Origin of the sequence: Leptothoe sp. EHU-05/26/07-4, assembly GCF_043421015.1 — a bacterium.
Lineage (GTDB): Bacteria > Cyanobacteriota > Cyanobacteriia > Phormidesmidales > Phormidesmidaceae > Leptothoe > Leptothoe turfae.
Genome location: NZ_JAXSQV010000002.1, coordinates 236653 through 256181, shown reverse-complemented (window position 1 = coordinate 256181; position 19529 = coordinate 236653). Strand labels below are relative to the sequence as shown.

The 19529-nt window shown below is 48.8% G+C and carries 11 protein-coding genes; all 11 read right to left on the bottom strand.

The annotated features are described in order from the left end of the window. Positions 1 to 62: 62 nt before the first annotated feature. Positions 63 to 725, bottom strand: coding sequence for a hypothetical protein (locus U2F10_RS03060; RefSeq protein WP_499870680.1), 663 nt, complete (start codon positions 723 to 725; stop codon positions 63 to 65). Between the two features lie 28 nt (positions 726 to 753). Further along, positions 754 to 3438, bottom strand: a complete 2685-nt coding sequence (gene gpJ, locus U2F10_RS03055) for a TipJ family phage tail tip protein (protein ID WP_499870678.1) — start codon at positions 3436 to 3438, stop codon at positions 754 to 756. A 102-nt stretch (positions 3439 to 3540) separates the two neighbouring features. Then, positions 3541 to 14232 (bottom strand): phage tail tip lysozyme, encoded by a 10692-nt coding sequence (locus tag U2F10_RS03050; protein ID WP_499870676.1) that lies wholly within the window; start codon positions 14230 to 14232, stop codon positions 3541 to 3543. A gap of 154 nt (positions 14233 to 14386) precedes the next feature. Then, a complete protein-coding gene (locus U2F10_RS03045) occupies positions 14387 to 14707 on the bottom strand; it encodes a hypothetical protein (RefSeq protein ID WP_499870674.1) in 321 nt (106 codons plus the stop codon). A gap of 286 nt (positions 14708 to 14993) precedes the next feature. Beyond that, the gene (locus U2F10_RS03040) at positions 14994 to 16247 is read right to left on the bottom strand and encodes a hypothetical protein (protein ID WP_499870673.1); all 1254 of its coding nucleotides are present in this window, start codon (positions 16245 to 16247) and stop codon (positions 14994 to 14996) included. Between the two features lie 35 nt (positions 16248 to 16282). Beyond that, the gene (locus U2F10_RS03035; protein WP_499870671.1) at positions 16283 to 16540 is read right to left on the bottom strand and encodes a hypothetical protein; all 258 of its coding nucleotides are present in this window, start codon (positions 16538 to 16540) and stop codon (positions 16283 to 16285) included. Between the two features lie 6 nt (positions 16541 to 16546). Beyond that, positions 16547 to 17563: a phage tail tube protein gene (locus U2F10_RS03030; RefSeq protein WP_499870669.1), complete on the bottom strand. Its 1017-nt coding sequence runs from the start codon at positions 17561 to 17563 to the stop codon at positions 16547 to 16549. A gap of 14 nt (positions 17564 to 17577) precedes the next feature. Beyond that, positions 17578 to 18012 (bottom strand): hypothetical protein, encoded by a 435-nt coding sequence (locus tag U2F10_RS03025; protein WP_499870667.1) that lies wholly within the window; start codon positions 18010 to 18012, stop codon positions 17578 to 17580. Further along, positions 18005 to 18412 (bottom strand): hypothetical protein, encoded by a 408-nt coding sequence (locus tag U2F10_RS03020; RefSeq protein WP_499870665.1) that lies wholly within the window; start codon positions 18410 to 18412, stop codon positions 18005 to 18007. Before U2F10_RS03020 ends, U2F10_RS03025 begins: the two co-directional genes overlap by 8 nt. Continuing rightward, the gene (locus U2F10_RS03015; RefSeq protein ID WP_499870663.1) at positions 18412 to 18792 is read right to left on the bottom strand and encodes a hypothetical protein; all 381 of its coding nucleotides are present in this window, start codon (positions 18790 to 18792) and stop codon (positions 18412 to 18414) included. Before U2F10_RS03015 ends, U2F10_RS03020 begins: the two co-directional genes overlap by 1 nt. Beyond that, positions 18789 to 19523: a hypothetical protein gene (locus tag U2F10_RS03010; protein ID WP_499870661.1), complete on the bottom strand. Its 735-nt coding sequence runs from the start codon at positions 19521 to 19523 to the stop codon at positions 18789 to 18791. The genes U2F10_RS03015 and U2F10_RS03010 overlap by 4 nt, the downstream gene beginning before the upstream one ends. Positions 19524 to 19529 lie beyond the last annotated feature (6 nt).

The following is a 19529-nucleotide window of genomic DNA, read 5'->3' as shown; positions in this document are numbered from 1 at the left end:
GATGCAAACCGGCCTGATTGCTCTGAGCAGTCGGGCTTTCTTTTGCTCTCGCCACAAGCCCCTCAATTTTCCAAAATCCACCACGCATTCAAATCAGTGGTCCCGGCCCCCACTGTGGCAGTAAACTCAATGCTCTCAATTGCTTCTACATTGAGCCGAATCCAAGTGTATTCCCCACTTGCCAGGGATTCCGGCGCAGTACCATTAGTTTTTCGAATCAAGACTGTGGCATTTCCGGTGTTATTGGAACTGCCGGTGTCATAGCTCCCGGCCACCTCAGGAAAATGAAAAGTGAAAGAGCTATGGTAGCGAACCTTCGTGACAAAGGAGTTAAGCGCAACACCTCCAGCATTTTCGATGATAATCCCCAGTCGCTTATACCCTCGGCAGTCAATCTCTACCAGAGTTGTCTCAGCAGTTCCGATCGATACAGGACCTGCCGGGTCTAAGTCGTCTGTCCGTCCTTCTAGATAGTTTGCAGAGCCTCCTCCGCCTGAGCCCGCAGCAATCGCGACCAGTTCTCGAAGTGCCCCTTTCAGCAAGGCAATCACTGTAGAAGAGCCACTCTCATTAGTCGCTGCAACATCTGCTATCGCACCGATGGTGTCATTCCAAAATTTGTGTCCTAGAATCTGAATCCCCTGGTCATCGGTTCCCAGATTCTCTGCGCGGATTTTTCTCCCTGTGGAATCCCCATCGACAACGGGATAATCAAAATCAGCCATGAACTTTCAGGATCTCCTATAGACGGAATCAAAAGAGTGCGATCGCACTGCGCGGACGAACAAAATTGAAGTAGTAATTGGCCGATGTGACTATGTATGCCGAACTCTCTACCCAGCCGCTCACCTTACCATTGATATAAACCGTGGCCACCCTGAGGTAATAAATCCCCTCGATTAGTCCTTCGATTCTAGCTGAAGTTGTAGTCACAGTGCTCACGTCAGACCACACCCCGGTAATCCCTCGTCGATACTGATAGCGGTAAGCCGATACGAATAAGTCGCGATTTCCACCTGCATCTACCGGCTCCTCCCATGACCCGAGTAGAACGATCTGCTCGCTCACTGAGATGTCCAAAAGCCCCACATTTCTTGGTGGATTCACCACAGCCGGGATGACCACCGGCAGCTCTTGAGGTTGAAGGGCAAACCCATTTTCCACCAGGTTCTGTTTCTGGTCGTAGTAAGTGCCTGCGACGATTTCCACCAAAGCTTGATTATCAGACTCCGCCCTCATTCCTCGCACTCTGAACAGTTGGGGTGAGACCACATTGATGGACCAAACGGCTCCGGGAACGGGAGCCCTTGAAAAGGGTGTAACCACCGACAGGGTTTGATGGGAACCTGGCCCATTGGCGATCGCACGGTCTTCCAGGACCAGATTGTCCCCACTTGGCAATGTGAGCTGAAGCCTGTAAATTCCCCCTGCTGGCAATACCACGGGAGCATCCAACCCTATCTGGCTAGTAGTACCGTTCAGCACGAGCCCGGCATACCGGAGATTGGGTTTCTTCCAGTCGAACACTTCGATCACGTCCCCAGGCCGGAATTTAATTCCAAATACGGCCATCTGGAAAGTGACGGTTTCCGTCTCAAAAAGGTCACTGTAGATACGCCTGCGCCCTGCTCGCACCGCTTGCCCTCGACTTGTGCAGCCTGGAGCCGTAAAATCTACGTCCCGGATTCCATATTTGTCGATGGCCTCGATGACATTATCAACTGGCTCTACCGCCCGTTGGTATTTGTCATCCGGGTCATTCCAGACAACGTTGCAAACGCTCTTCCTCGACCGAATATCTGTGCTCCCATACTTGAATTGCCCATCCGTCACGTTGGCATTGGTAACTTGGGCAACAGGAGTCGCTGGTCGGTCTTGCCAAAACTCGATCTTGCTTCCACCCCAATAGTAGAAAGCGTTACAGGCGTTCAGGAACAGTTGAATGTGGTCGTGCGCGTCCTCGGTGCTCTGGAGGACGGTGTTGCAAAGATATCGTCGTTCAGTCCCACCAAACCCGTCTGGGACAAATTGGTTGTTGTGGCGAGAAACCTCGTATAAGCTGGCTAGAGAAACCTGCTCCAATTTGATCCGTTGGCCCACACCAAATCGCTCATTCGTGAGAAGCTCTAGGAGCTGCCAGGCGGGGTCCGATGTGGCTTGACTGGGTCTATAAAGTTGCATGTTCCAGGGGCCAGAAAAATTTAGGCCCCCATCTACAGTAACCACCGCATTGGTAGGGATACGGCAACGGATTCCTCCAATTTTGTAAGCTCGTGAAGGAACAGAATTAAATTGCTCTGCGGCGAACTGTTGCCCAATGATGGCCGAGTGAGGATAGCTAAGCTTCTGCTGGATAACCTCTGTATAGGATTGAAAACGACTAATAATCTGAAGCTTACTATCAGGGTCATCTGGAGCAGAAGATTCCACTCTGATGGTAAATTCATCAACGGCCCCACCTTGATTGTTAACAGGATATTGATAGTCGAATTCTTTTAGCGCTTGGAAACGAGTATTAAAGGTGAGTTGTTGCCTGAGTACAAACGGGCCATTTCCCTCTTTTACACGGATTCGGACGATCACCTGAGCTCCGGTGATATCTCCATCATCCTGGAACTCTTGCAGTTGAAATGCTAACCGGATTCGGACAGCATCAATCTGTCGATTAACTATTTGTCGTGTGACTGGAAAGGAGACTGTTACGTCTTGTCCGACAGACGTCTCGCTAGCGACCTCATCTCCATAGCCAGGTAGATGCGTCTGATCACGAGTACCTGCTCGCCAAGCTACTGCATAGCCGGTGAAGTTCTGGGTACCGTTGCTTCGAACAGGTGTATCGTCGAGAAAAGTGGATTCCCGAGGATCTCCTACAAAACCTTGGATTGGACCCTCTGACAGGAGCTCTACAATTCTGATGGTAGCTCGGCTAAAGCCATCGTTATCCTGTTCAGTCGGGTTGCCTCCTCCACCCTTCCCACCCCCGCCATTGTGGACGACGATTCCATGGGGGCCAACAAGATAGGTGTGGAGGAGCTCGACTTGGAGGTTGTAGACGTCGGCTCGGCTGACCTCGTACTGGAGCTCCTCCACGGGGCGGATACGGAGGTTGCGATCGAGGAGCCCGGCATCTATCCAGAGTTTCGATGCGTACTCGAAGGCATCGAACTCTTCGAGGTAGAACCAATGGTTAGGGGTGGTGCCCAGCTGCCCTCCCCAGTATTTGAGAGTGAGTATTTGATGGCTCGGGTGGAAATGGGTGGCTCGAACTCGCGAGGGGACTATCTTGTGGTCTGATGTGTAAGCCAAGACTTGTTGGTCTTCTCGAACCGTCTCGATCGGAACTGGGCCAGAAGGTGTCCAGACCGGGGTACCGGCAATGAAGCAGCCACCTCCGCCAGAGCCTTGGAATAAATATTCGGTTAAGTCTTTGTCAGGCAACGGAGAGGGGAGAGGTTGTAATTTTGCAATTTGGCCTCATCTTAGCTAATTCTGCGTGCAAGTGGATGCTTAGTTGTAGTCTTAGTTTACTGCAAGCATAGATTACTTTCTGGACCGTAATGGCCCACCAGGTTTCCTCATCCTCGAAACCTCCGAGGCCACTAAAGCCTTGATCGGATCTGCTAAGCGTCGAGCAAGTTCTCGCCCATCATCTTCTCCACCAGAACCATTCACCGTAATGGGAATATTCACTGTGATGCCTTCCGAGCTACCACCTGCTGCCGCCCCCCGAACTGCAGGACTGAACGACTGCTTACCAACAGGGCCACCATCACGGAAACCAAGAACCTGCTCATTAACTCCGTATTGCCGCAAGATCTCCTGATGTTTGCGATTCAAAATCCACTCGGTATCGTTTGCGACGATTACGCGAGCCCCTGGCCCCTCACGCTTCAAGGCATCCTTAATTGGGTCTCCACCATGCAAAGGTCCACCTAATGAGAAATTGGGTACTAGCGAACCATCGCGTCCAACTTTACCGCCATCCTTAAATAACCCCCCAAACACGCTACCTACAATTCCGAGTATTCCGCCACCTCCACCAGTACCCGCAATACCTCCTGTTTCACCACCACCAGATCCGCCCATACCACCAAGGAGAGAGCCTAGCAAACCTTCGATCGCCTTGTTCGCCATCATGGAGATGAGATTGCTCAGGATTGACGAGAGCATATCTGAGAAAGCCTCATCAAAGCTCTTAGTCCCCTGAATCCATGAGCTTAGAGCGTCCGTCATCGGTTGTTTAATGGCTCCGATGAGTTCTGGCAATTCGGAAAACTGAGTTTTGATATTCTCAATCGAGAGCTGATTGGTGGCCTCGATCGCTGCTTCCATCTCAGCGAAAGCTTCTGTGGTGCGACCTGCCGCGTCAGTCGTAGCGTACAGCTCGGCTATTTGCGCCTCATAATCAATCTGTTGTTGTTCGAGAGCAAGGTTCATTTCCTCTTGTCGAAGCGGTGCAACACCTCCAAAACCCAACATATCTGCTCGTTGCTGTCTCGCCCCCTGTAAGCCTTGACGAGCACCTAATGATTGCTGGCGCATCGTGCGATCGCGCTCACCTGCATTCATTTCTTGATCGAAGGCTAAATTTTCTCGACGACGTTCAAACAACGTGCGGACTTCAGCTATACGCTCATCTTGCGCAGCAGGCGTTATGGAATCATCGTTTCGGATTGCTGATATACGGTTATTCTCTTCAGCATCCAACTGATCGCGTTGATTTTGAAAATTGAGTTCTTGAGCTTGATTCCCTTGTCCCGAACGATTGAGAATTCGGGTGAGTTCAGCTAAACCCTCTGTTCTAATCTCTACCCGCGCCGCCTCTTGTGCAGCCAACAATGATTCTTCTAGTCGCTCAACTTCACGAACAGCACCATCTAATTTAATTTGATTAGGCAAATTAAAGGCTTCTACTAGTTCATCTACCTGTTCTTCAGGGTACAACCCCTCTATGGACTCTCGATAGGTTGAAGACGCCGTTTCCATATGGTCTTCAAGTGCCGTAATCTGGCGACGTAAATCAGCGGTTTGGGCTTCGATCGGATCAACGTTCCCAGCAGCAATATTGGCATCTTCAGCTTGGCGCTCAAATGTCGCCATAGCTGAATCATATTCAAAATCGAGTGCCCCGCTAAACGCTTCTTGCGTATCATTCAGGAGGCTCTCACGCTCATCACGTAGGGTGCGGGTACGCTCGATCAGAGCATCGTAATTTGCTAGTTGCTGGGATAAGCCTGGAGTATCAAGTTGCCCTGCTAGTACACCACGGGCTTGCTCCATGGTGGCCAGCGCTTCATTAGCTGATTCTATATCTGCTGTGAGTTGCTGGATATCTCGCTGATATTGCGTACTCGAATCTGCTGCACTCCTTGCCGTTGCCACAGCCTCTTGTGTACGCGATTGCAAATCACCTTGGGGGATTGATTGAATAGTGCGATCCTGTAACTCTCTATCAATTCCCGTACGTCGATCTTCTACCGCCATGCTTTCGCGATTAGCGGTACCCATCAGTTGTTTGAATAGGTTATTCGCTTCTAGGTTGGCCTGCTCTACTGCAATGGCGGCCCTGCGTTCGATTAGGTCGATATCCATTGCAAAATTCTGATTCTGCAATCCCTGAGCCTGATTGAATTGCCCTGTGTTCACGCCAACAGGCTGCACAGGAGACCCACCAAATCTCTGTAATGCTTGCTCACCATATTGCCATCTATCACCCTCATGCCCCCAGCGGATGGCTCCCTCGATAGCATTCTGTACTGTTCCTCTATCGTTACTCGCGATCGCAGATTGAAAGTCAATCCCACGAATAGCTGACCCGTTAGGACCGGCAAACTCATTCCAGGCATATTCCAACTGGCCTATAAAATCATTTACTGGGAAACTTGCGTCACGGCGATCAGGGTGCCATTGGAATATGCCGTGAGCAGCACCATCATCCCCTACAGCGGACGGGTCAAATCCTGATTCTTGCTGGATGTTGCCCACAAGCATGGCGGCACCCAGCTCACTAGCTCCTTTAGTACGGAAGAAATTAAAGGCTTGTTGATCAAGACCACCTTGGTTTTGATCAACTGTAGCGGATGAACCGGCTACTGTAGAGGTTGGCATCTGAGGAGAAGTTGGTACAGGTGCATTAGCAACAATTTGGATAGATCTACCATCCACCGTGCTAGCAATACCCCCACCGCTAACCATTGCAGCCATGAACTCCTGAGGATCAACGTGTTCCCCATTTACGAGGACCTTATAGTCCAGGTGATGGTTGACGACTGTCCCCAAAGCTTGACCTGCGTTTACTTGGGCAGTGCCACCGATACCAACACCTAAATCACGCCTAACATCATCCAGGTTGAGATGGTTATAGCGAATTTCTATAGGAATGCCATTTCCTAGTTGAGATTCGATCCAGACACCTACAGAGTTCGCGATATCCCCACTTTGTTCGCCAATATCGATGACTTGAGCTGTTCCACCTAAGGACGCTAACACTTGTGCTCCGAGGCCACCACCGGCCCGACTATCGATATCTATACCCCGGTGGATACGTCTTCCTCCATCTCTAGACGCATGGAAGTCTTGTCCTATCTCTTTACTTGGAGCATAGTCAATTAGAGATTGAATACTCTGGCCAGCAAGTGGTGATGCGAACCCTCCGCTACCGCCAACTACCCCAGGTACTTGACCCGGTAAACCTCGTTGCAGCTGCTGAGCCTGCATCTGGGCTTGCATCTGTTGCTGCTCTAGGGCCATCCGTTGACGATTCGCGTCAATCTGGATTTGAACAATCTCCTGAAGTGAATCCAGGAAATTCATAAATCCGCCGATCCAATCGTCAAAAAACGACCCGGACATCCCGGTCATGGCGCTTTTGAGCTTATTTTTAATCCCAGCGAAATCAGCTTGTGACGCGACTTCACGAGTTTGTAGGGCCAATTCATTCGCTTGATTGGATACCTCTCGGTAATACTCAGTAATCTCTCTGTTCGCATCCTTGATCTGTTGATTAGCCTCTAATCTGGCTTCAGCAATTTGCACCGATAACTCATCAGTCTGAAGTCGCACATTTTGAGCTTCAGCTAAGCGATCAATTGCTTGTTGATATTCAGGATTTTCAGCAAACCGCTCTCGAATCACATTGAGCTGGTTGGTCCCCATTTGGTCTATCCCCGGCTCGCGCAGTCTCAGATTATCGATGAGCCCTTTCATCTCAGGGGCTTCTAATTGAATCTCGATATCGGATAACTCATTTTCGAGTATTCGGAGTTCTTCTTTAAGACGTTTCTGATCGATCAGTCCAGCTGTGAATGCAACCTGGCCTGAGCTAGCATTACCGGCTAATTGAGCCTGCAATAGTCGTTGCCGGTCGCCCATGACTGAACGACTCGCTGCTTGAGACGCATCTGCGATACGTGCGGCTATCATCTCAAATTCGAGATTTAACTCTGATAATCTACTAGCTGTTCCATCAAGAGCATCATTGAACGCTTCTTGATCTGCGACAGCATCCGCTAACTGAGCCTCATAGTCGGCCATGCCTACAGCAAATTCTTCAGGTGAGATAGCCCCTGATGTCAGACTTCCCTCAAGATCTGACATTGCATTTTTTGTGATCTGAATTCGTGCATTTATGGTGGCTCGAACACCCTCGATCTCCTCTACTAACGGCCCTTGGCGAGATAGTAACTCATCTTTAGCAGCCGTAACTTTTTCGAGTGCTTCAACATCAGCTGGATCAAGAATGCGTAAAGCTGATTCTTGTTGCTGAATCGCTTTAAGCTGTTCTTGCACTCTTATGTATTCGTCGGTTCTATCAGCATTGGCACCCCCATCCAGATAACTGGCGGCAATCTCAGAAAGTCGCTGTTGTTCAGCCCCCATCTCCGCGATTCTGGCAGATTGATCAGAAAGCTGATCAGCTGCAAATGTCCGTTGATAAACCCCCATCATCCCTTCTTCACCAATACCAGGAATGACCCTTGATAGTCGGTCTACAGGGTTTACTCGCCCACTGATATCACTAATTCGCTGGATAAGATCATTGTCGAGTAATTCACCCGCAAACCCTTGCACCTTCACTGAATTCAACTGATCACGCTGACTTCGATTCCCCATTCCATTTAGCGCTTCATTGGTTCTCCCTGTTTCTTCTTGAAGCTGTTGGAGTTTGGCAATAAGGTTATCTACCCCGCGAGTCGATGCTTCTGCAAAGTCGCCCAAATCGCCCGAGCTATCCCCAAAAAATTGCCATGCCAATCGAACGGCTGCAATAGCGGCTTGAATCGCGAGCATTTGGAGGCCAAAGGTGAGCATTGCTGCGGTTGTTTTTGCTAACGCGCCAAACATGCCTTTAAGACCAGTGGTTACTTTTTCAAATGTGAGTCCCTTTGCAGCGACTAGAGCCTCCACAAAATTGACAGTCAAACCCCTTACTGCTTTAGCTGCTAACCCCGCAGATATAGCAAATCTCACCGCAAAGACTGCCCCAACTGTAGTAACCAGATTTATAAGGGTCGGGAAGATTTCCACTAGCTGACTCAGTGCAGCCCCTAAAACATCCGCCCCTAGTTTTTGAACGGGTAAAAGTTGTTCTCCAAATGCAATCTTAAGTTCCTCAATCTGATTAGTTAGCCGATTGAGAGACGCCTGGGCTGTTTTGCTCGCTCCTGCAACACCAGCTGCTGTTTCTGCTGATAACTGTTGTGCAAATTTAGGTAAGAATTCAGTACTTAATACTTCACCTCTCGCCAACATCCTATCGAGTTCGGATGTTGTTACACCCATTGACCGGGCAGCTGTTTGGAACGCCGATGGCAAAACCTCGCCCATTTGTTGGCGGATCTCTTCGGTGGACACGACACCTTTACTAGAAATTTGGGAAAGTGCTCTAGTGACCTGTTCAGCTTCCTGAGGGTTCAGTAGGAATGCTGACGTGGCTTGACTAGCTGCTGTGGCAATCTGCTCCGTCGCAACCCCTTCTAAACTAGTCCCCCTGGTTGAAGCAGCAATCTCTTGGAAACCTTGAATATTAGAGTTTGCATCAATACCTAGATCTTGAGCTTCATCGCGCAGTTCCTGAATTGCATCGGAAGCTTCTGCGGCAGAACCAAGAACAAAGGATAAAGAGGTCGTTAGCTTTTCAAAATTGATAGCCGCAGTGAGAGATGCTGCTCCAAACTGCATCATGAACTCGCTTAAAAATGTTAAAGCTTGGAATCCTATGAACAGTTTCAAAGCAGCTAAACCAACACCCTTGAGCCTATTCAGAGCACCTTCTAGCGGTCCTACTGATTCAGCGACTTCTTCAAAGGCATCGGCACTCTCAGGAAGCTCTTGGCTGAGTTTTTGACTTACAGCTTCAGCATTGTCCGCCAGTTCGTCTAACACCTGGGATGCTCTGGCTACTTGCTGTCGAACAGCTTCTTCCCACTCTCCTCCTGTACCGGGGGCATTAAAAGCACCGGATTCCAGATTTTTTAATTTGGTTGACAGCGATCTGGCTTCCTCAGCTCCAACAGATGACGCATCGCTGCCAAACTGCTGAGCCATAACTGAAGCCTGACTGACCAGGTCTGTTGCTTCTGTCTGTCCCTTGGCCACCAGCTCCTTAACAGCAACTTCTAATTCTTCTCCTTTTTGAAGTGCAGTTTGCTTTAACTGGTCCACCCACTGAGATAGTTGAGCTTCGACCTCGCTCCCTGCTTTACTAGCTCTAAACTCGGATAAACCTTTTTCGAAGCCTGCTAGGCACATCCGAGCAATTTCTTCAAACACCTCGGAAGGAGAGTTGATCTGAAGCTCATCTTTGGTAGCTTGAACGATATCCTGCGCTAGACTTCGAGCCTGGTCCTGGGCTATTCCCGTATCTTCTAATCCTTGCGCGATTCCATTTACTACTTCTTCTGATACACTTTCCAGATCCTCGGAAGAGACTGCCCTCTCTATCATTGAGAAAAGCTGCTTAATCCCGCCAATTGGTTTAGTTGCTAACTTTTTCCCACCTTGCTTTAACGCACCTCGTACGCCCTCACCCGCTTTCACCTGATCGATCATGTCGACGATATCGGAGGTGCTGTACATTGCAGCCATGGCACCTTGTAGCGGGATAGGCAAGGGCGACAGGTTGCCAACAACATTACCAATACTGAAACCAGTCAGGTCTTCCCTATAAGTACGGTTCGCCTCAGCAATATTCTCAGGCTCTAATTTGATTTCCCGTGCACGTTTGAGAATTGCGAGAATGCCTTTAGCATTACCTTCTGCGATCGCATCATAAACCGCTAAAAGGTCATTAGAGACCTTTCTGGCGAGTAGAGCACCTCCGGAATCACCAATGAGTGATCCGGGTACACCTCCTATTGCGCCACCTGCAACACCGCCAACGTACCCAACGGCATTAACGGTTCCTTCCTGTACTTTGTTGCGGAGCTCTCCAGAATCCTTTAGTTCCTGATAAGTTTGCTTAGCTTTATCGACAATTGGGTCAAGCTGGGAAATTAAATTGTTTGCCGACTCTGTAATATCAACTGATTTAATACCCTCGACCAATCCCAGAGGTAAGAATCGACCATACCGTTTGAACAACTTTGAAGGCGAACTAATCTCAAAACCTTCTTCAGTCGCGTCTTTTACCCCTTCTACCAGACCTCTAATGGAGTCCTCAACATTGGCCATAGATTGGTCAATGCCTGTGACCAACCCTTCACCTAGCTCAGCCCCTGCTTGACTCGCGTCTTCCCCAACAGATTCTAAAAATCTTGCAGCTTCTTTCTGAGCCCGTGTGACTTGACCTTTTGCTGAACTAATTTCTTTTTTAACGGAATCGGGGGCAGCACCTCGTAGTTCAGTGAGCCTATCTTTTACACCTGCACCCCTGGAAAGAATTCCTCTAGCTGCTGCAACACGCTGTTCTTGTGGCGTTTGAGCGTCATTGAGTAACCTGGTCTGATCTGTAAATGTTTGCCGAAGAGATCTAAGTGCATCACCAGGTGGTGGACGATTAGTGTTAGACAGACTAGCCAGGAGTCGTTCTTGAACCGTCTCAATACGCTGAACTCGTGATAGCAGGTTAGTCAACTGATTTGCCACCTCTGAAGACATGCGATCTCCAGAGGGAACAAGCTTAAGTAAATCTCTGAGTTGAGTCTCCAACGCTGAAAACTCATCAACGACTCCTTGAAGAATATTTTGAGCCTGATTAGGATCAGCATTGACAAGTGATTGAGCCCCTTGAATACGGGACTCCATTTCACGAACAAGCTGTGTGGGCTCAGCGAGTTGCCCAGCCTGTAGGGGCTCTGGAAGTTTTAATTCAACAGGTTTCAGCTCAATAGCTTCGACAACTTCTTTAACCGCTAAACCTATCTCTCGTCCGATGGACTGGGCTTCGGTCGCGATTGCACTAAGGGACTCTTCGACATGTGTCGGAGGAACTTGCTCTAAAACGGGCTCTTGTACAGCTTTCAAAGGCATTTCTACTTTTTGTCTGGGCCGAATCCCAGCATCCGGAGCGCCGAAGTCCTGCAAAAGAGTATCTAGCTCGCCACTTAATCTCTCGTATTTTGCTCTAACAGTCCCTGTGGTGTTTTTGTACAGTTCATCAAACTCCTTTTTGTATTTCTTAAGCTCCTTGTAGACCTGATCAGCCAATACCACTGACTCTGCTCCAGGATTCTCCAAAATCTGTTGGCGAATCTCTTTAGCACGGCCAATGGCTGCTCGCATATTACCCATGCCTCCGACATCATCAGGTGCAGCGTCCAAATAGATGTCGTTAAAAATAACAGCAGCTTCTTCCAACTCTTCTCTGACATCGTCTGTAGCAACAGCTAGGTTACGTCGAACCATTTGCAAATTTGCCATGGCTTGAGCTGCGAATGTTTCAAGCTGACGAGAATCTAACTGTCCAAGATCCTGAGCCTGAAACTGTTTAGCTGCATTAAGAATAGACTGCGCACCCTCTTTGTCGACCCCTGGTAAATTGCCTTGAGTAAAGTCCATATATTGGGCAATATTCGCATCGCGATAATGCTCATAGGGGTGTCCTTTCACACCCAGAATATTCTGTGTAGGAGAGTCAACATTGGCCAAACCCATACGCGCATACATATGCGCTTCTCGTCCCAACATTTCATCTGGTGAAATAATCTTGTTCTGACGAGTTTGGTCTAACCGTCCAATCAAGTCTGGCGTACCCACACCCATGTACTGCACTCGATCACCGAAACCTAATTGTTTCATGATTTCGTGAGCTTCTTCTGCGGCAAACCCGCCACCGCTTTCACCCAAAAGTTTGACCGTAATCTCACTATTCTTCATTAAAGCAGCGTAGGCCTGGGCAGCCATTTCTACTGCATCAGGGGAATACCCTTGAAGATGAGGTTTACTCAAGGACTTCATGAGTTCATACAGTTTGCCTATAGCAGAGTCAGTCTCTCTAATGTCTGTTGCTTCATTCCGGACCCAGATGGCTTTGCGCTCTTCCGCTTGGCCAGCTTCTTTAGCCTGCTTATCCAAATCACTGGAGATTCGTTTACCACTAAGCCCCCGAGCTTTAGCGTAGCCACCTGTAGTAATGAATAACTCACGAGTATTCTCATCGACAATATTAGCTGTGTTACGTCTTTTACCAGACTGGACAATTTCTAGTGCTCGCTCTCGTGCTAAGGGGACAGCACGCTCTTGAACTCCGAATTGTCGATTGGAGCGAATAGCTTCATCCAAAACCTTGATCTCAGACATCCCAGCAAACATCGTGTCATTAAAGTTGGTAGCAATATCGCTCAATTGCTCTCCGATGTCTTCGATAGCCTCGTTCCAACCGGAAAAATCAATCCCGGTGACCAGAGCAGCTAATTTATTCCTAAGCTGGGGCTCATCCAGCGCGGCAACTAGCCCGTCTCCCAATCTAAAACCAGCCAATCGAACACGATCGCCCAGCAGTTTAGCTGTATCCTCTACTGCGATCTGTGCCCCTTCAGTACGCCTATACCCTTCCTTAAGCAACGGAAATAGCCGTTCACCTTTGTTATTACCAAATTGCTGCAGCGATACCTCAAAATTAGATTCGAAGGACCTGACGAGCCCTGCACTGATCTCAGCGCCAAAGCCAGCGCCAATCTCTTCGTACAGGCCTTGCATGATGTCGCCAAAAGCCCCAAACAACCCTCCAGTAGCAAAGTTAAGTAATTTCTCAAATTTAGAGGGTTCCATTCCCTTACGAACACCCTCCTCGATCTCAATCGCTAGTCTATCACCCAGCCCACTAATAGATGTTTCGATCGAGGCAACAATTGACTCTACCTTTTCATCTGTACCCACTAGCGCTTGAGTGACCGCATCGATTTGACTCGCGTCAATTTTTATCGTCTCTTCGATGCCAAATCCCTTCTCAAGGATGGTGGAGAACGCAAATGACCCCAGCTGTCCTAAAGCACCCTCTACCACGCTGCCAAAAAGAAAGCCTAATCCTCGGAAAGCTTTACGAACAGCACCTCCGTAGATACCATCTTGAACACCTTTTTCAACGGACCCTTCGATTACATCTGCTAGCTCATCAGCTTCCGTAGCGAACAGTTCTCGGAAGGTTCTGGCATCCCGTTTATCTGCTGAAATTTGTACTCGCCGTTGTCCTTGTCGGACGTAGGGGCTATCAGCAGGACGTAACTGAGCTAAATCTCGATCCCTCACAATGCGCCCTTCCCTAGGACCTTCAGCATATCGATAGCGACCCGATCGAGAGTCATAGAATAACCGCTCTTGCCCGCCCCCTGCTGCTTGTTTTACAGCCGCATCAAATGTTTTTGTGGACTCAGAGAATTGAGTAACCGCCTGACTCATTTGAGCGCTACTCCCACTCCCAGTAGTTTCAACAGATGCCTGAATTACTTGATTTTGAGCGGCTTTTTGTAATTGAGTGATATTAGTTAATTTAGCTTCTAGTTGATCTAGCTGTTCTAAATCAACTGAAGGTTTAAGAGGATCACGCTTCATGTCATTTCGGGCTTTTCCGAAATGTTTTTCTTTCAAAGTGAGGTGTGCGTTGAGAGATGTCAGTTGCCGGTCGTCCACCTCAGGCGTCAATCTTAAGTCCCCCCTAGAAAGAGACTTCCCAAACGCCTTCTCCACTTCACGGGCAGCCTTGATTCCTTCAGCCTGGGCCATCTTCAAGTTGGCCTTGAACTTGCTGTCGTCGATCCCCAACTCTGCTATTAGACTGCCAATCGTAGTGGACACTACTCTTCTCTCCCCTAGTTTGTCCTCTTCTTACCCCTCGCTGCTGAAGGAAAAAACCTTGCAAGCGATCGCCTACAAGGTTTCTGACCAACCGCTAAATTATCTGATATTCTTATCCTTTAATCCTTGTACTCATACTCCCCGATCCCTCTCTCTACTTCGCAGACTTCCTAGAAGAAGAGCGCTTAACCACGTCAGGGGGCGTAGAACGGACATCAACGACTTTCACTTCAGATGCTTCAGGCTTAAGATCGAGATCGACCTCTTCCATTTCCACCACACTATCTTGGGTTTTATCTTCGACTGTTAGCTTGGGGGCGAGCATCTTAATTTCAATTTCAGGCAATTCTCCTGGCTTTACTTCAGGAAGCTTCACCGATCGAATATTAGGAATTTCTTCTGGCCCGATCATCACTCGGATATTACCGGCATACCCCTCACCAAAAATCACTTTTACTGCTTTCGCTTCCGCCATTTTGTTATTTCCTCTAGATGTTCTACATAGTGTCTGGCCCTAGGAGGCATTCGTCGCCCATCCAAAACCTTCGCCAAAATCTTAGCCGTCTTGACAGTGAGAACACGCTTCTGCTCATCTTCATCACTTCTCTCAGGAAAGGGGATTAAGTTTGCAGGATCAATAGGTTCAGCATTCTCACCTTTGAATCCATTAAAGAGTCCGGCCCACCCTATAGCTTCAGTCCTCGCTCGATAATTTACCTCCTGCCGATGGGCTTTCTCAAAAAACTCTAGTGTTTGAAAGATTAGCCAACTTGGCTGGTCTCCAAAATTTTGGTGGTTGAATCGCTCGTCTCTGACTCCAAGCCACTGGAGTCGGTAGTAGATGTCTCCCCAATTGATGGGAGGGTCTGAGATGGCTCGTTCGAGGGACTCAATAAGTTTCCCTCATCTTCGGGGGTGCCTGTCGAGTCCTCAGCATCATCAGTGTCCAAGTCCGCAACGATGCCTGCTTCTTTCTGATAAAACTGGAATAGAAGCGCGATTAATTCTTCAGGAATGCTATCTCGGGTGTCTTCTTCTGACCAGTCAGGAAAACCAATTTTTAGATTCCTAGAACCGGGTTGGCAGATGAAACCAACATCGCCATCTTTAATTTCGAAGGGGAGTTCGTCAACATGAAGGGTGTCCGTTTGATTAAGCCCAGGAACTAAGAGTTCAGTCGTTTCTGCATACTGGTGAGGTCCAAATCGTACAGACACATTTTTCTCAATGGGTGCTTGAGGCGGTTGAATATTTATGCGCCTTGAGCCTGCAACCGAGTTAGACAATGCAACCACGGGATAAACAACCCGGTACTTCAGCATGAAGGTTGCTGCGCGGATCTCGACTCGTGCTTTATCCTCTTGGAGATTGAATAAAAGTTCAGCTGTTTGTTCATCTAGATAGTCAAACAACTCATTCTCATCACTCTCTTGAGTGAGAATGTCTAGCTGCAAACGATTAACTAAAAATTTAAGCTTATTGATTTGGTCACTCGACAGATTCTGAGTTACAGGCCATTGGCTGAGCTTATTGAATTGCTCATTCAGATATTCTTGAATTGCTATGTACGCAGGTAAATTCAAGTTCTGATGAACGGGATATGTTTTCCAACTACTCCCGTTGTCAGGATGTACTCGTATGACCCAACTATCGGCAATCTTTAGGAAGTAAATAATGCCGGGTTCTGTGGAAAACTCTAGTGCATTGTACTCATCATAAGCACAAACAAAAACCCCGTAAGCTGCTAATGGGTCTGAATTAGGACCCATTGCCCCCATAACTTTCTTGCGCATTTCTTTAATAGGGACGCTTTGCTCCTTAGCAAGCTGCTTAATGCGCTGACTGAGTCTTAACAGAAATTTCTGCTGTTTCTTCTGCTGTTCTTGAAAATCAGCAGGATTCTCATTAGGAGTTACACCTTTAAGACTGACTAAATGAAGTTGGCCAGTACGTTCGCTGCCGACGACCTCAATCTCTTCAAGCGGCTTATTAACAAAGGGGAGGAGTTTTTGCATGGTCTAGAAAGGTTGATTGGTTGGCCAGATAAGAGTCAGGAAATGCGCTTCAAAATTATCGGAGAATCAAAATCCCCTAAAACGACAGGATGGTGAGAGTTCTTAGCTTCTTCAGGGGTAAACACATGGGCTACTTTTGTTTGGTTGTCTTCCTTTCGAAGTGGATAATCAAGCGGAATGTTAGCTTCAAAAAAACCAAATCCTGCTTGAATCTCTTGAGGTGTTACGACACAGTTCACTAAGAAAATAAGAGAGCCGAACCGTAACACCTCATAATGAACGGGTGAATCCATACCTCACTACACCGCCAGGCCAGGTGGCGTATACTCTTCAGTGATCATGTTGTAATCACCATCCGTTGGAGTGTACTTGAAGGAACCACCTTGGAATTGAAGGTTCGCAGTGAGAGTGATGATGTCCTGCACAGCAGAGCTTTGGTCCCCCTGAGTCATGATGCACGCACCCTCGTAAGTCTCTGGTTGAATCTTGAAACCCGCATTACGTTTTAAGATCGCGTAGATTTCTCGGTCAAAGTTTCTGTCGATGTAGAGCATCTGTTTTAAGATGCTCGCACCGGGGTCTCCTTCCACGTCTTGAAACGTGAAATTCAACGTTCGGTTGGTGCCTGTTGTCAAACCGGAATAGCCTGCTCCATCCGCAAACGTCGTCGCGTCTACGATCTTCGGCTGGGATGTGGGAGAAGCATCAGTTGCCCCTGCGATCGAAATAGTGGCAAAAGTGGAAGCAGAATCACCATCGCTAATGGTGGCAGGAAGAGGGAGACACTCCAGGACAGTAGCCCCAGCTGGAGCATAGGTGGCCACTGTCACCTTGGTGTTAGCCCCCGAAGGACCGAAGAATAATTCTTCTCCAGGAAATAGCGCTTTAGGTATCGGCTCGACCGACAGGTACTCATCACCCGCGTTCAAAGTACCGTGGTTATAGACTCCGGGGGTAGAAGCGGGAATAGCCGTTCCACCTCCTGTCGGCTCTCCTGTAAGCGGGTCTTTAATGGGTGCAACAGCTAAGGTGGCAGTAGCCGCCGCTGCAGAGGTTAAACGGGCATTTACGCCGTTCGCAAATGCAATCTTGGCGTGATTGGGAAGCGTAATAGGTGCAGATAAAGTGATAGCTGTATCCCCTGCTGTGACAGGTGACCCAGAGTCAATGGAAATGTCAGTAACAGGAGCCTGAGCAGCTTCAGCCGTGATGGCGTAGGTGGTTGGGACACGACTACCTGGAATCAGGAGTTGAAACCGCAGTGTGGTTAAAACGGATGTTCTCTTTTTTGTTGGATAATCGATAACGCTTGGCATTGTTCGCTATCACCTCACGAGTACTGATGGATTAAGTTCACGATGCGAGATGACGCCAACAGATATCGAACCTGCGGCAGTACATTCTCGGATGTTTCAAGCATGATCTCTCTAAATTGAGAGAAGGCCTGACGCATTTTTGCGATCGCACGGTCGTAGGGAACGAGCCCCTCTGCCGACCGGTCATAAGCGCGGATCACAACTTTCCAATCGAATCTTTGAGACGACTGTGGAACCGAATAAATTGGCGATTGAGAAAGATTTTGTTCATGGCGAGCGATGATACAAGCGACACCTGAAATGGTCTGTCGCTCGGCCAGAAAAGGAGGTTCAACCCAGATCGCAGGGGTACCAGTGGAGGAAAATGTACCGAGGTCCTCTGCCAAAAGCTGGGCCAGATATTTTTGAAGATTAAGAAGCGAATCTCTTGCCGTAATAGGATTAAGCATAAGTAAATCCCTCCTGATACTCGATAGTGAGTGAGCGATAAAGAGTATCTAAATCGCGAATATCCCGAGCGCCAGGAGGCACGACTTCACCGTTGTATCGACGAGTCATCGTCGGCCAATACCAGACGGGGGCTGACATGGCCTCATAACAGGCTCCCTCGAAAGCATCCACTATGGATTGAAAAGCAACCTGGAGGCTCTGGGTGGCCTCGAAAGCTATTGTGAAAACCCGTTCAAAGTCTGTCTGTGCGATCGCATAATCTGTCCAGGGGCGACCAGGATAAATTATCCCTCCCCCTTCAGCCCCTTCATGAACCAAAGCAGCATAGGGAACCCCCCATTCGAACTTCGCGACAGGCTTCTCGATCGTTGGTGGATGCCAATTGTCCCAACGTGCCATCAGCGACCACCTCCTTCAGTCTGGAAAGAGCCTTGAATAGGGACGCCAATCTCCGCAACAATTTGGGCTCGATAGGGGGTGTTTCGCTCAGTGAAGTGAAACGTACCTGACTGGCCATTAATAGTGCAGGGAGTGCGACCCTCATAAGGAGGATCTCCAGGAGGAGTCTCAAGGAGGTACCCCCGCATCTGTCGACCGGTTGTATTGGGACCGAGCTGTTCTTGTTGATTGGCTCGATTCCCAGTTTCGGTGAGGGAAGCAGCAATCTCAATAGGAGTCGTCACAGCCACAACATTTCCGGTGGCCGTGTCCGTGGTGGTTCCTTGCCCAATCTGTTGGAAGGTGAGTGTGGCGTTAGCAGGAGGCTTAATCGTAATCATGAGGCGTACTCCCTGGCACGATATTGCCGCATGATGGCCAAGTAGTCTGACATCAACGTGGAACCTTGACGGGTAGTCGTGAGTTGGGCTGTATCCGACCCGTAGGTGACAGACTTAAAATCTGTTAGAGTTTCTTGTCTGAGTCCTGAAGCCAAAGGAGATTGCTGAAGTGAAAGGATTGCTGCTACCGCTGTCTTTATCTGGAGGGCGTCTTCCGAGAGCGGATCAGCCTGGAAATCAAAACCCGCAGTATAAGCAACCCTCACCTGGGGTTGATACGCTTGACGTGTGGCCACAGCACTTCGACTGCGATAGCCACCGATACCGGGATGATTAAGCCCCCTACCCGCCAAAGTGGAAAAGGTGTTCTCAGCATGCCCGATGAGACCATGGATCGAGACTTCACCAAGTTCTAGATCCCGCGTGTATTCAGATTCTTCGATGGCCACCCAGTCATTGGAGTGGGAGTAGGCAATCCGGTTAGTGGCGTAATAACGAGTTTCGACCGTGAAATCAGCGTCTGGATCGATCGGCCAACGAGTCAATCGAGCAATGCCATTTCCACCAACCCGTGGAGTCTCAACGAAGGGTTGTTTAGAAAGAGGGCGTTGGGACCCTTGAGGACCCTGTGCCAACATCTCAGCTTGTAAGATTGCACCTTGAGCCACACCAGGGTCGAGATCCAACTCTGGTGCGTAAGTAGCTAAGTCCTGGATGCTGAGAATGGCCATTAAAAA

Coding starts and splice junctions, on each gene's coding strand:
- U2F10_RS03060 (WP_499870680.1), bottom strand. CDS start 725: ATGGCTGATTTTGATTATCCCGTTGTCGATGGGGATTCCACAGGGAGA.
- U2F10_RS03045 (WP_499870674.1), bottom strand. CDS start 14,707: ATGGCGGAAGCGAAAGCAGTAAAAGTGATTTTTGGTGAGGGGTATGCC.
- U2F10_RS03040 (WP_499870673.1), bottom strand. CDS start 16,247: ATGCAAAAACTCCTCCCCTTTGTTAATAAGCCGCTTGAAGAGATTGAG.
- U2F10_RS03035 (WP_499870671.1), bottom strand. CDS start 16,540: ATGGATTCACCCGTTCATTATGAGGTGTTACGGTTCGGCTCTCTTATT.
- U2F10_RS03030 (WP_499870669.1), bottom strand. CDS start 17,563: ATGCCAAGCGTTATCGATTATCCAACAAAAAAGAGAACATCCGTTTTA.
- U2F10_RS03025 (WP_499870667.1), bottom strand. CDS start 18,012: ATGCTTAATCCTATTACGGCAAGAGATTCGCTTCTTAATCTTCAAAAA.
- U2F10_RS03020 (WP_499870665.1), bottom strand. CDS start 18,412: ATGGCACGTTGGGACAATTGGCATCCACCAACGATCGAGAAGCCTGTC.
- U2F10_RS03015 (WP_499870663.1), bottom strand. CDS start 18,792: ATGATTACGATTAAGCCTCCTGCTAACGCCACACTCACCTTCCAACAG.
- U2F10_RS03010 (WP_499870661.1), bottom strand. CDS start 19,523: ATGGCCATTCTCAGCATCCAGGACTTAGCTACTTACGCACCAGAGTTG.